11 protein-coding genes are annotated in these 12,564 nt (G+C 68.9%); 7 read left to right on the forward strand and 4 right to left on the reverse strand.

The window, feature by feature from the left end; translation table 11 throughout:
* Positions 1 to 152 precede the first annotated feature (152 nt).
* Entirely contained in the window at positions 153 to 1,478 is a 1,326-nt protein-coding gene (locus ABGA98_RS43155; protein ID WP_347624277.1) for a serine hydrolase domain-containing protein, read from the forward strand.
* 659 nt (positions 1,479 to 2,137) lie between these two features.
* A complete protein-coding gene (locus tag ABGA98_RS43160) occupies positions 2,138 to 3,247 on the forward strand; it encodes a Tn3 family transposase (protein ID WP_347624292.1) in 1,110 nt (369 codons plus the stop codon).
* Here the strand turns inward: ABGA98_RS43160 and ABGA98_RS43165 are convergent.
* From ABGA98_RS43165 to ABGA98_RS43175, 3 genes are all read right to left on the reverse strand, one after another.
* Complete coding sequence (locus ABGA98_RS43165) at positions 3,216 to 3,626, reverse strand: SgcJ/EcaC family oxidoreductase (protein ID WP_347624278.1); 411 nt, start codon at positions 3,624 to 3,626, stop codon at positions 3,216 to 3,218. The genes ABGA98_RS43160 and ABGA98_RS43165 overlap by 32 nt on opposite strands.
* A 64-nt stretch (positions 3,627 to 3,690) precedes the next feature.
* Positions 3,691 to 4,644, reverse strand: a complete 954-nt coding sequence (locus ABGA98_RS43170; RefSeq protein ID WP_347624279.1) for an alpha/beta hydrolase — start codon at positions 4,642 to 4,644, stop codon at positions 3,691 to 3,693.
* A gap of 18 nt (positions 4,645 to 4,662) precedes the next feature.
* Positions 4,663 to 5,271 carry a DsbA family oxidoreductase gene (locus ABGA98_RS43175; RefSeq protein ID WP_347624280.1) on the reverse strand — a complete coding sequence of 203 codons (609 nt, stop codon included), beginning with the start codon at positions 5,269 to 5,271 and terminating at the stop codon, positions 4,663 to 4,665.
* 158 nt (positions 5,272 to 5,429) lie between these two features.
* On the opposite strand from ABGA98_RS43175, the gene ABGA98_RS43180 reads away from it, so the two are divergent.
* From ABGA98_RS43180 to ABGA98_RS43195, 4 genes are all read left to right on the forward strand, one after another.
* Positions 5,430 to 5,996, forward strand: a complete 567-nt coding sequence (locus tag ABGA98_RS43180; protein WP_347624281.1) for an NAD(P)H-dependent oxidoreductase — start codon at positions 5,430 to 5,432, stop codon at positions 5,994 to 5,996.
* A 2-nt stretch (positions 5,997 to 5,998) separates the two neighbouring features.
* On the forward strand, positions 5,999 to 6,973 hold the full coding sequence (locus ABGA98_RS43185) for a zinc-binding dehydrogenase (RefSeq protein WP_347624282.1): 975 nt from the start codon (positions 5,999 to 6,001) through the stop codon (positions 6,971 to 6,973).
* Positions 6,974 to 7,007: 34 nt separating this feature from the next.
* Positions 7,008 to 9,746, forward strand: coding sequence for an AAA family ATPase (locus ABGA98_RS43190; protein ID WP_347624283.1), 2,739 nt, complete (start codon positions 7,008 to 7,010; stop codon positions 9,744 to 9,746).
* Between the two features lie 510 nt (positions 9,747 to 10,256).
* Entirely contained in the window at positions 10,257 to 10,967 is a 711-nt protein-coding gene (locus tag ABGA98_RS43195) for a site-specific integrase (RefSeq protein WP_347624284.1), read from the forward strand.
* Between the two features lie 30 nt (positions 10,968 to 10,997).
* On the opposite strand, the gene ABGA98_RS43200 is transcribed toward ABGA98_RS43195, so the two are convergent.
* Entirely contained in the window at positions 10,998 to 11,306 is a 309-nt protein-coding gene (locus ABGA98_RS43200) for a hypothetical protein (protein ID WP_347624285.1), read from the reverse strand.
* A gap of 224 nt (positions 11,307 to 11,530) precedes the next feature.
* Here ABGA98_RS43200 and ABGA98_RS43205 point away from each other — a divergent pair, with 224 nt between their 5' ends.
* Positions 11,531 to 12,502, forward strand: coding sequence for a hypothetical protein (locus ABGA98_RS43205; RefSeq protein ID WP_347624286.1), 972 nt, complete (start codon positions 11,531 to 11,533; stop codon positions 12,500 to 12,502).
* Positions 12,503 to 12,564: the final 62 nt, after the last annotated feature.

A 12,564-nucleotide genomic window follows, 5' to 3' on the forward strand; every position in this document is an offset into this window, starting at 1 on the left:
CCGCAGGCGGATGGACAGTATTGCGTTCATCGGCATCTCATTGCAAGTTCGCTCATTCGTCTTGCATTCATTCGCGCACCCATTGCAAGTCTCATAGCTGTTTACCTGTGCATACAGGAGAATGCTGAGGATTGATGTTGCTTCTTTGGTGAATGCAAGCTAGCTTTTTGCCTGCACTGAATGAGTACTATCGCGAGCGAGGCGATCAGTGTCGCGCTGATGTCCCTCGCCTGGAAGGAATCGACATGACCAAATCCCTCCCCTCAACGGCAGGGCTGCTCATCACCACCGTGGCGTTGGCGGCGGTCGCAACGGCGGCCCCCGCGGCATCTGCCTCCGCGGCGGACGCCCCCGACCACGCCAAGGTCCAGAAAGCGCTTGACCAGGCCGTGGCCGACGGCGGTGTGCCCGGCATGGTCGCCGAGGTTCGCGACCATCGTGGGCGGTGGTTCGGCTCAGCAGGGGTGGCCGACACCCGAACCGGCCGCAAGCGTCAGCCGCACGAGCGGTTCCGCATCGGCAGCGCCGCCAAGCCGTTCACGGCCACCGTGGTCCTGCAACTGGCGGCCGAAGGGAAACTGAGCCTCGACGACACCGTGGACACGTGGCTGCCCGGCCTGGTCAAGGGCAACAACAACGACGGCGGCACGATCACCATCAGGCACCTGCTCAACCACACCAGCGGGATCTTCAACTACGGCAACGACAAGGAGGAGTTCGCCAAGCTCTCCGGCCCCGCGTGGCTCGAGCACCGCTACGACACCTACACGCCTGAGCAGCTCGTGAAGATCGGCCTGCGCAATCCGCGCTCCTTCGAGGTACCGGGTGATGGCTTCGTGTACTCCAACACCGGCTATATCCTTGCCGGGATGATCGTCGAGAAGGTGACCGGCAAGACGCTCGCCGACGAGATCTCGCGGCGGATCGTCCGCCCCCTGAGCCTGACCGGGACGTACCTGCCCGGCAAGGAAACGAAGATACGCGGCCCGCACCCACGACACTACTCGACGTTGTTCGCCACCGAAGCCGACGCCAAGGTCTACGACGTGACCGACCAGAGTGCCACCACCGGCTGGGCGGCCGGCGGCGTGGTCTCCACGGTCGGCGATCTCAACCGATTCGCCGGCGCGCTGCTGCGCGGCAAGCTTCTCCCGTCCGCCCAGCAGCGGGAGATGTTCACCATGGTCAAGACCGGGATCAAGCTGCCGGACGGCACCTGGAAGGACACGTGGATTACCGACACCACGTACGGTACCGGCGTCTTTTCGTGGGAGCTGTCGTGCGGTGTGAAGGTCTGGGGCATCGGCGGCGCCATCACCGGTGGGTTCTCCTTCGCGATGGGCACCCGGGACGCCAAGCGCATGATCGCCACCAACATGAACATCGACCAGTATGGCCAGCACAACTCCCTCGACATGGCTAAGACTGTGATCCAGGCCGAGTTCTGCCCATCCGGTTCGAAGACGCGAAGCAAGTGACTATCAGCGTGGACTGAGAGCGCTGCGCCGGTGCCGGTATACCGAGGCCGGCAAGGTGACGCTGCTGAACCCCGCACCGCCATCCCCGAGTTGACGCGATAGCCTGCCAGGCTGCTCACGTGTGCCCGTGGGGCGCGATCATCATCGTCTCGGGCGATGGCCGCAACGTGACACCGGACCAGGACCCGATCATTCGCCTTCCTGCCCCATAGCCGGCCCGGCCATCTGTCAATGGAGGTACCCGCAGCCACCCGGTCTGTTGTCCAGCCAGTGGCTGCGGGTCGGTCCATTCCGGCCTGATCGCCCCCAAGCTCCAAGGCACGCGCCCATGCCGCACCCAGCGGCTGCACGCGAAGGGCCATCTTCCCCATCATTGCCTGCCTCGGTCCGTGCTGTGTGCGAGGTCTCGAACCCAACAATCGAGACCACCGCTCCAGCCAAGGTCCGGCAGCGGGGCTGCACAGGCCGAGCGCACGAGCGGCAAACCCCCACACCCCTCTCAGCCCCCCTCCCGGACCGGGACGGGCCATCAAACCATCAGGAGGGCATCGCCATGCCGACGTCGAGGACGCCGTGTTGACCCGGGTCCAGCAGCAGGTCCAGCACCGCTCGCTGCTGCGCGCCGAGCAGCACGGCCAGGGTGACGCTCACTGCTGTCGATCGTCGCGCGCACCGCTCACTGGCTCACCTGGTATCGCCACTTCGGTCCCGCCTCCAGCTCCGACCCCAAGATCAAAGACAAGCTGGGGCGGTACTCGCTGGCGGTGTTCACCGGCGGCATCAACATCGGCCCGTACGAGGCGGCCAAGCACATCGCCGGCGTCACCGCCCGCGAGCTGTCCATGGTCCGCAACCGGCACATCACCCTCAAGAAGCTGAACGCCCCGATCGCCGATGTGGTCAACGCCTTCGCCGAACTGGACGTGGTCAAGGCATGGGGGGACGGCAGCACGGTGGCCGCCGACAGCACCCAGGTGGACACCTACATCGACAATCTCCTGGCCGAGACCAGCATCCGGTACGGAGGCCGCCTGAGCTCGACCACGCTGATGCGGCGCCTGCGGTCCAACTCCCGCAAGAACCGCATCTACAAGGCCTTCCGGGAGGTCGGCCGCAGCGTACGCACCGTCGCCCTGCTGCGGTATCTGGCCGACCCGGCGCTGGGGGCGCGCGTCACCGCGGCGACGAACAAGGTCGAGTCCTACAACGGGTTTTCCAAGTGGCTCGGGTTCGGCGGGGTGCTGGCCGACAACGACCCCGAAGAGCAGGAAAAACTGATCAAGTTCAACACCCTGCTGGCCAACCTGGTCGTCTTCCACAACGCCCTGGACATCTCCGACGTCGTGCGGCAGCTGGTCGCCGAGGGCTGGAGCATCACCGCCGACCAACTCGGCCAGATCGCTCCCTACCTGCGGGCCCACATCAGCCGCTTCGGCGCGTACGCCACCGACGAACTACGTCATCGGCCGGGCTGCGCGCGCAGACGACGCTGCACGCCGCGGGTCTCCTCCAGGACAGCATCGACGAGCTCGACCGGCACGAGCCGGTCAGCTCACCCAAATGCCCGGGGGCGAACAATCGCCCGGCTGCCGAGCGGACGTAATCGCCCTGGGGTTCGGTGGAGACTTGATCTCTTGAGAGGATCGAGTCCATGCCAGGTAAGTCCCCCTACCCAGCTGAGTACCTGCCCGGCGACTTCGACGACAACCGCGACGTCCACTACGCCGCCCGCCCACATCACATCACGTTGGTGTTCTGCATGGCGCTGATCCACCACGAGTCGTCCTTCTTGACCGCCACAATGATGCCGTGGTTGCTGAAGGCCCTGTCCGGGGTCGTCGTGTCCTGCCGCACGTGGACGATCGCGATCTCCGTGCTGAGGGAACTCACGCTGAGGATGGAGAGCCGGGTACTCCAGTCGCTGACCGGGCCGGCCAGGCGAGCGCTGTGGTAGGCGAAGAGTTCGTCCCATCCTCTCAGGGTCGTGCCGTCAGGCACGGTCAGGATCGCATCGGCGGCGAACCGGCCGTCGAGCACCTCGGCGTCCTTGCCGTTGAAGCCGGTCTCGATGTCCCGGACGAGTCGCTCGATCTGGCGTGCGTCATGCTCGTCGGCGGGAAAGTGGTAGGCGTTGGGCCGCTCAGTCATGTTCGTCTCGCTTCGCATGTTCGGTAGTGGATCTGTCGTGGCGTGCGTCATCGCCGAGCTCGCATCACAAGGAGTTCAGGAAGCGTATGAATGCCGCGTTGACCGCCTCGGGCCGTTCCTGCTGCGTCCAATGGCCGCAGCCCGGCAGCACGACCGAATCCCGGAGGTTCGGCACGAGGGGCGAGGTGCCGGCGATCAGTTCCTTGCCGCCCGGCAGGGTTGCGGCGCTGTCCCTGTCACCGGTGATGTAGAGGGCCGGAGGGGTGACGACGGCGTCCTGCCACGGGCTGGTCAGCCTCCAGTTACGGTCCAGATTGCGGAACCAGTTCAAGGCGGCGGTGAACCCGGTGCGTTCGAAGTCCGCGGCGTAGACGTCGAGGTCCTCCTCGGTCAGCCAGCCGGGCAGGGTGGCAGGCTCCGGCCAGGTGTCCAGGAGCCCGCCACCCTGCGGAACGATCGGGTTCCACGGGTACCCCTCGCCGGAGGCGCCATGCAGGGCCCGGCGGATCGTGGCGCGCGGGTCCTGCGCCAGTTCGTGGTCCGCGACTCCCGGATGCTGGAGGTAGGCGACGTAGAAGTTCTCGCCTGCCTGCGCGCGCATGGTGGCCAGCGGTGCGCTGGCGGGCCGCGCCCCGTACGGGCCGCCCAGCGCGATCATCGCGCGCACCCGGTCGGGCCGCATCAGTGCGCTGTGCCAGGCCACGCCCGAGCCCCAGTCGTGGCCGGCCACAACTGCCTGCTCCTGGCCGAGGGCGGTGGTCAGGCCGATGACGTCGCCGACCGTGTGCAGGATCGTGTAATCCTCGACAGCCGCGGGTCGATCGGTGCCGCCGTAGCCGCGCTGGTCGGGTGCCACGGCGTGGTATCCCGCCTCGGCCAGCGCCACGAGCTGGTGGCGCCAGGAGTACCACGACTCGGGAAAGCCATGGAGCAGGATGACCAACGGGCCCGAACCCGCCTCGGCCACATGGATGCGGATGTCGCCGACCTGTACGTGACGATGGGTGATCTGTGTCATCTGAGTCTCCTCAACAGTTCATGAACGCCGACCGGCGGACGCGAGCGCGGCCAGCAGGACCTGTTCCGACTGGGCGCCGCTCAACGCCGGCCGACCGGCGAACTGGAACACCGGCACCCCCCGGATGCCTGAGCGCCGTACCCGGTCGAGTTCGGCTCTCGTCTCTCCGGCGCCTTCGTCACTCCACTGGACGCCGATCTCGTCGGCGAGCGCCTTCAGCGTGCCCACCTCGGCGATGTTGAGCTCGTCGGAGTGGTGGGCGCGGAAGAGCCGTTCGGCCATCTCCTCACCCAGTCCTTGGCGAGCGGCCACCGCGATGAGCCGGTGAGCCTCGAACGTGTTGGAGTAGATCGCCTTCTCGTGCCGGAAGCCCAAGCCCTCCTCCGCGGCCATGGCCGTGATCCCGGCCACGGCGCTCTCCGCCTCGTCGCCGAAGGCTCGGCGCAGCACCTCGATCTTGGGCTCTCCTTCCACGCTCGCGTCCGGATCCAACTGGAACGGGCGGAAGACGACGTCAGCCTGGCCGCCTTCGGAGCGGAAACGGGCCAATGCCCGCTGCAGACGCGTGAAGCCGAAATAGGACCACACGCAGGGGATATCGAAAACGAACGTCACAGTTGCGCTCATATCCCCAACGCTACGAGCGGCCCCTCGGCCGCCTCCTCTGTCGATTGACTGGGGTCGGCCGTCCAGTTCGTCAGACCCCAGTCAATCGACAGAGGAGCAGTCGCCGCCGGCCGCCCTAGCGTCATCCTCCTCAGTTCACCTGAAGGAGGACACACATCATGCTGAACGTGGCGATCATCATTGGCAGCACCAGGGAAGGCCGTTTCGGCCACGTCGTGGGCAACTGGTTCACTGCCCAGGCGAAGGCACATGGCGGCCTGCAGGTCGACGTGATCGATCTGGCCGACTTCGACCTGCCGGTGGCGCTGCCTCCGGGCCTGCCGCCCACGCCTCGGATGGCCGGCCTGTCGCAGCGGCTGCACGCGGCCGATGCGTTCGTGGTGGTGACCCCTGAGTACAACCGCAGCTTCCCGGCCTCGGTCAAGAACATCATCGACTGGCACTACAGCGAGTGGCAGGCCAAGCCCGTGGGCCTCGTCTCCTACGGCGGAATCTCCGGCGGCCAGCACGCGGCCCAGGCGCTGCGCGCCGTGTTCGCCGAGCTGCACGCGGTCACGATCAGGGATACAGTCAGCTTCGTCGATCCTTGGCGCGCCTTCGACGCCGACGGCCGGCACGTCGACCCCGCGGCCCCCGAGCGGGCCGCCACGACGATGCTGGGCCAGCTCGTGTGGTGGGCACGCGCTCTGAAGACCGCCAAGTCCGCGCACCCGTACGGCACCTGATGATGAGGGCCATCAGGCAGCACGCCTTCGGCGGCGCACGTGAACTGATCCTGGAGGACCACGTTGCCGTCCCCGAGCCCGGCCCGGGTCAGGTACGCGTCCAGGTGGCCGCCGCCGGGGTCACCCGGCTCGACCTCGCGATCCGCTCGGGCGCCGATCGGTGGCTGCCCGACCTGCCGATGATCCCGGGCAGGGAAGTGGCGGGCGTGGTCGAGGCGCTCGGCGACGGAGTCGAGCGGCGCTGGCTGGGCAGGCGTGTCGTCACTTGCCTCGGCCTGGCCAGCGGCGGCTACGCCGAGTTCGCGGTACGGGAGGTCGCCGCCGTGCATGAGATCCCCGACGGTGTGCCGGACCAGGCTGCCGTGGCGGCCATCGGCACCGGACGTACCGCGGTCGGCATCCTGGACGTCGCACGCCTCACGCCGGAGGACGTGGTGCTGGTGCTCGGCTCGGCGGGCGGCGTCGGCAGCCACCTCGTCCAAGCCACGGTACGCAGGGGCGCGACCGTCGTCGGGGCGGCCGGTGATCCAGCCAAGATCGCCATCTCGCGCAGGCTCGGTGCGGCCGTCACCGCCGACTACACCCGGCCCGGCTGGGCCGAGCGCGTCCACGAGGAGCTGCAGGGCAGGGAAGTCACCGTGGCGTTCGACGGGATCGGCGGCGGCATCGGCCGTACCGCCCTGAGCCTGCTCGGACACGGCGGCAGGCTGATCATGTACGGCTGGGTGAGCGGAAGCCCCGTCGAGGTGTCCTCCCGCGAGCTCTACGAACACGGGCTGAGCCTTTGCGCCGCCCCCGGGCCCAGCATGCTGAGCCGGCCGGGCGGTGTGCGCAGGCTGGAGGAACGTGCGTTGACCATGGTGACGAACGGCACGTTCTCGCCCCTGGTCCAGCGCTTCGCCCTCTCCGACGCGGGCGCCGCGCATGCTGCGCTGGAGTCCAGGGACACTATCGGCAAGGTGGTACTAATGCCGTAAATGTCGGCAATTGCCCGAAGGTAGGCTTATCGGCATGCTTCACGGGCGGCGTGAGGAAACGGGCGCGATCGACCGGCTTCTGCGGGGAGCGCGCCATGGCAGGAGCGGCGCGCTCGTGCTCAGAGGCGAGGCGGGGATCGGCAAGTCCGCCCTGCTCGACCACGCGGTGGAGGCCGCCACCGACCTGCGCGTCATCCGCGGAGCCGGGATCGAGGCGGAGAACGAACTTCCTTTCGCAGGCCTGCATCTGCTCCTCAAAGGAGTGCTCGACCGGATCGGCGCGCTACCTGAAAGGCAGGAACAGGCGCTGCGCGGTGCGCTCGGAATGGCCGCCGCCGTGGAAGGCGACCGTTTCCTCGTGGGCCTGGGCGTGCTCATGCTGCTGGCCGACCTGGCCGAGGAGCGACCTGTGTTGTGCATCATCGATGACGCACACTGGCTCGACGGCGCGTCGGCGGAGGCGCTGCTGTTCGCCGCCCGCCGCCTGGAGGCAGAGGGCGTCGTCATGCTGTTCGCCGCGAGGGAGGTGCACGCTCCGCCGTTTCCCACGCCTGGCGTGGCCGAGCTGTGGCTGGCAGGTCTGACTCCGGAGGCGGCCGCGCATCTGCTCGGCGAACATGCGGGAGAGCTGCCCAGACACATCCGTGACCAGATCCTCCAGGAATCCGGCGGCAATCCGCTCGCCATGCTGGAACTGCTCGCCGCCCAGCAAGAGGGCCAGCTCGCGGCGCTCCCGTACGGCCTGCGTGTCTCCTCCGCCGTCAGCCGCATCCAGCAGACCTTCGCCGACCGCATCGCCACGCTGCCCGAGCCGAGCCAGACGCTCGTGCTGGTGGCCGCCGCCGAAGAGGACGGCGAACCGGCGACTGTGTTCGGCGCGGCCGAACTCCTCGGTGCGAACGTATCCGACCTGGAGCCCGCCGAGACCAAGCGCCTGCTCGGCATGTCCGACGGCCGCCTGGTCTTCCGACACCCTCTGATCAGAACCGCCGCCTACCGCAGCGCCGGCCTCAGCAGGCGCCTGGCCGTCCACCGGGCCCTCGCCGAGGTGCTGGACGGAGACCGGCGGGCCTGGCACCTGGCCGCAGCGAGCACCGGACCGGACGAACAGGTGGCGGCCGAGCTCGAACGCAGCGCGGAAAGCGCGCGCCACCGCGGCGGACACGCGGCCGTGGCCGCCGCCTTCGAACGCGCCGCCAGGCTCAGCGCCGACCCGCACGAGCGCGGGCGCCGCCTGGCCCGCGCCGCCCGAGCCGCCGCGGACGCCGGCCAGCAAGAGCGGGCGGCGATCCTCGCCGACGACGCGGCCGCCCTGACGCCCGACCCGGTGGCCGCGGCGGAGATCGCCCGGTTCCGAGCACACCTGGCGGACGAGCGCGGCGGCGCCACCTCCGCTCACCAGCTCTTGGGGGAGGCGGCCTGCGCCGTCGCCGGGCAGGCCCCCGGCCTCGCGGCCGACCTGCTGTTCTCCGCCGTCGAGACCGCCTGGACGGCGGGCGACTTCCCCGCGGTACGAGCCGCGGCCGACCACGCGTACAGACTGAAGATCCCCGACACCCGGCGCATCGGCGAGCTGGCCGGCCACATCACCGCGCTGGGCCGGCCTGGAGGCGGCATGGTCGAAGCCTCCCTCGCCGTACGCCTGCTGCTCGACCGGGATCTGGCGGCGGGCCCGTCCGGTCTGCGGGAGAACGCCAGGATCGCGTGGTGGGAGACCTTGCTCGGTGACTATCGCGCCGCCCACGAACGAGCCGTCCGCCTGGAACGTCAGAGCAGGGCCCAGGGCGCGATCGGCGTGCTGCCACGCGCGCTGATGCTGCTTGCCCGCACCCAGCTCTGGCTGGGCGCGCACCGCGATGCCCGGACCAGCGCGACCGAGGGTATACGCATCGCCCACGACACGGGCCAGAGCCACAATCTGGTCTTTCTCTGGGCCATCCTGGCGCACCTCGCCGCCATCGAGGGCGACCAGGAACGCTGCAAGGAGCTAACGGCACAGATCACGACACACGGCGCGGCGCCCAGCTATTCCAGGGCCACGGTCATCAACGCCCTGCTCGACCTGGGCCTCGGCAGGCACGAGGCCGCGCTGGAGAAGCTGAGCGAGGCGGTGAACGGCCCGAACAAGCTGGGCACCGTCCACAGCATCCCCGACCTGGTCGAGGCCGCGGCCCGCACGGGTCGACAGGCAGAGGCGCAGGAGGCCGCCCGCTGGTACGCCGACTGGGCCGACCACACCACCCGGCCATGGGGACAGGCGATCGCCGCACGCTGTCAAGCCCTCCTCGGCGCCGGGGAGGACGCCTGGGCAGGAGCCGTGCACCTGCACCGCCAGAACGGCGACCCGCCGTTTGAACGCGCTCGCACCGAGCTCCTGTACGGCGAATGGCTGCGCAGACAGCACCGCAAGACCGACGCTCGCCTCCAGTTGCGCTCCGCACTTGAAAGCTTCGAACGCCTGGGAGCCAAGCCGTGGGCAGATCGCACGGCCACCGAACTCCGTGCTGCCGGTGAAAGCGTGACGTCGCACGCGGATGACCACGACCCTCTAAGCCGCCTCACGCCCCAGGAACTCCAGGTCGTCCGGCTGGCGGCCACCGGCCTGAGCAACCGCGACATCGGCACTCAGCTCTTCCTCAGCCCTCGAACCGTCGGCTATCACCTCTACAACGCATACCCCAAGCTCGGCATCACCTCCCGCGGGGAATTGCCCGGGTTGCTGATGACTCACGACTTCCCAAGTGATTCTGATAGGGGTGGGGGGCGAAGATGAACAGCGCGGTCGGCGAGCCGCCACGACGCCGATGTTCCGCCAGACGTGCCTCGTGTCGAACGAGACCAGAAACGTCCCGGCTCCGGGGTGAGCCGTCATCGAGCCTGTGATCATGTGACGCAGAACTTGCATTATCTGTCACACTGGCGCTCGCCGGACCATGTCCCCCCAGCTCGGTGTCCGCCGCCGCGACGGCGACTCGGCTACATTATGTGTCACATCGCCTGTCTGGAGGACGACCGTGTCCGTCGTGTCCTTCCCCGGCCTGCCGGCCCCGGCCGCCGGGCCCTCGCCCGCCTCATCGACTGGCTCGTCGATGACGGCCGCGGTCGAGCGCTTCCTGGAGTCGGTGCAGGCGGCCACCACCCGCGCCGGCTACGCCGAGACCCTCGCCCGCCTGACCGCCGTGGCCGGGCCGGACTGTCCGGTTGCCGCGCTGACGCCCGAGCAGTACGCCGCGGTGATGGAGCGCGCTGGACGGCCGCGGCCGCCGCCACCTGGAACCGGCACTTGTCCGCGCTGGTCTCCTTCACCATCTGGGCCCAGCGCCAGGACCTGCTGGCCACCAACCCGGCCCGGCGGCTGGAGCGGCGCAAGAGCGCCCGGCGTGGTGACCGCGCCATCCCGGCCGCCCGGTTGGACAAGCTGTTCACCGACCCCCAGCACGCCCTGCGCGAACGCCTGCTGTGGCGGATGCTGTACGACACGGCCGCCAGAGCCGAGGAGATCCTCACCCTCAACGTCGAGGACCTCGACCTGGAGTTCCGCCGCGCCCGCGTCATCAGCAAGGGCGGCGCCATCGAATACGTACACTGGGCCACCCCGACGGCCCGGCTGCTGCCCCGCCTGCTGACCGGCCGCACCGCCGGGCCGGTGTTCCTGGTCGACCGGCGCGCTCCCGCCGCCGGACGCCGCGCGCCGGCATCCGGCGACATCTGTCCCGTCACCGGGCGGGGCCGCCTGTCCTACCCGCGCGCCGAATACTTGTTCAAGACCGCCTCGGCCGAACTCGACCCGCACCGCCAAGGGTGGACCCTGCATCAGCTACGTCATTCGGCGCTCCAGCACCTGGCCGAAGCCGGACGGACCGCGCCCGAACTGCAGGCCAAGAGCCGTCACCAGCACCTGGCCAGCCTCGGCCGCTACGTACGCCTCGGCGAGGAGACCTCCGCCCGCATCACCGCCGAAGCCGACCCCATCCAGCGGCGCCGCCCCCGCTGACCGCACCACACCATGGCGGCCGACCGCTCATCAGGCCGGCCACACCCGCAGGCTCTGCTCGTCATCGGAGTCGGGCTCGGCCCGCATTCCGGCCGCCCTCAACGCCGCCACGTACGCGGCAACCTGGTCCCCGGCACCGCTCGCGGGCCCGGCGAAAGCCACCAGGAAGGGCCGCTCCGCGCCCCCGCCTTCCACCACGAACCCGGCCCGGCCGTCGCTGAACTCCATCAGCCCGGCAGCACGCAGTGCGTCCCGGATTCGCTCGGCATCGCGATCGCGCTCGCTCCACAGCGGCCGCCGCCCTTGGCCGTAGCCGAACCTCGGCTCATCGTCGCCCATGATCCCACCGTAGACGCCGAGGAGGTCGTCGACGGCCGCGCGCGGCGTTACTACCGTCTCACCTCCGAGGGCGAAGCCCGGCTGGCCGCCGAAGCGGAGCACCTGCGTCGCAACGCCGACACCGCATCCTCTCGCCTGCGCGCCAAACTCCGCCCGGCGTTCAGCATGAAGTCGGCGGTGTCCGGTCGGGAAGCGGGCCTTGCCGTGTTCTTCAGGAGCGCCACGTGAGCTTGGAGGATCGTTACCGGCGGTTACTGGCGTGGTATCCGAAGGAGCACCGCGCGTTGCACGAGGAGGAAATGGTCGCGGTGCTCCTCGCGGCAGCCGCGTCCGGCCGAGACCGGCCGAGTGCCCGCGAGACCTTCGACCTGCTGCAAGGAGCCTTGACCATCCGGTTGCGCTGTGCCGTGGGACCTGTTTCCCGCCGGCACTGGCATGCCGCCTTCAACCTCGCGGCGCTTCTCGCACCGATCTGGCTGCTCATCCTCGAACTCGGCCGAGCCGCCGCCTACGCCGGGGATGCGCTGCGATACGCGAACAACAGCCCGGAAATGGCGCTGAAGACGCTCGCCATCGCGCTGCCTTACGGAGTCATCGCTTTCCTGGCATGGCGGAACTCGCGAAAGGTCGCGGCCACCGTGGCATGGGGCTGGACCGTGCTGTACGCCGGGCTCGTCGCCAGCCCGCCCGATCCTGGCCTTTCTTCCATCTACGTGGTGTGGGACGGCGTGCTCCTCGTAGGGTCGGGATTCGAAAGCGTGGTGCGGTTCGTCTTGCCCGCGTGCCTGACCGCCGTGATCCTGACGTTCGCTCCGTCATCCGGTCCCGCGCCTTTGGGTGCCCGGCGGCTGGTCGGATGGACGGCCGTTATGCTCGCGAGCGTCGTGGCGAGTACTCAGATTCCCTTGCCATGGGCGGGCTACCTCCCCCTTCTCGTGTTCGCGGTGGCGGCGGTAGTGGCAGTGCGCTCTCCTGTAGGGCGGCGGGCCGTGTTCATCGTGTCGCCGCTCATGAGCGTCACCTTCGGCTGGCTACGCTGGGTGGAAGATCCGGCGAACCTTCCGGTGGTGGCTGCGCTCTCGGCGGCGGTGCTGGCTGTCACGGCGTGGCTGGCCAGAACCACCACCGCCTCTAGTACTCCAGTGACACTTCGCGATCTTGGGCCTGGAGGTGGCATGAAGACGGCCACCACGTGATCATTCGGAGTTTGTGAAGACATCTGACGATCGCGTGATGGCCGTGGCCGACACTGTAGACC

Origin of the sequence: Nonomuraea sp. B1E8, assembly GCF_039871515.1 — a bacterium.
In the GTDB taxonomy this organism is placed as follows: Bacteria; Actinomycetota; Actinomycetes; order Streptosporangiales; family Streptosporangiaceae; genus Nonomuraea.

What these genes read in the sequence shown, in the direction of transcription:
- ABGA98_RS43190 (WP_347624283.1), top strand. Translation starts at nt 7,008, where the DNA reads ATGCTTCACGGGCGGCGTGAGGAAACGGGCGCGATCGACCGGCTTCTG.
- ABGA98_RS43170 (WP_347624279.1), bottom strand. Translation starts at nt 4,644, where the DNA reads ATGACACAGATCACCCATCGTCACGTACAGGTCGGCGACATCCGCATC.
- ABGA98_RS43185 (WP_347624282.1), top strand. Translation starts at nt 5,999, where the DNA reads ATGAGGGCCATCAGGCAGCACGCCTTCGGCGGCGCACGTGAACTGATC.
- ABGA98_RS43155 (WP_347624277.1), top strand. Translation starts at nt 153, where the DNA reads ATGCAAGCTAGCTTTTTGCCTGCACTGAATGAGTACTATCGCGAGCGA.
- ABGA98_RS43180 (WP_347624281.1), top strand. Translation starts at nt 5,430, where the DNA reads ATGCTGAACGTGGCGATCATCATTGGCAGCACCAGGGAAGGCCGTTTC.
- ABGA98_RS43200 (WP_347624285.1), bottom strand. Translation starts at nt 11,306, where the DNA reads ATGGGCGACGATGAGCCGAGGTTCGGCTACGGCCAAGGGCGGCGGCCG.
- ABGA98_RS43175 (WP_347624280.1), bottom strand. Translation starts at nt 5,271, where the DNA reads ATGAGCGCAACTGTGACGTTCGTTTTCGATATCCCCTGCGTGTGGTCC.
- ABGA98_RS43165 (WP_347624278.1), bottom strand. Translation starts at nt 3,626, where the DNA reads ATGACTGAGCGGCCCAACGCCTACCACTTTCCCGCCGACGAGCATGAC.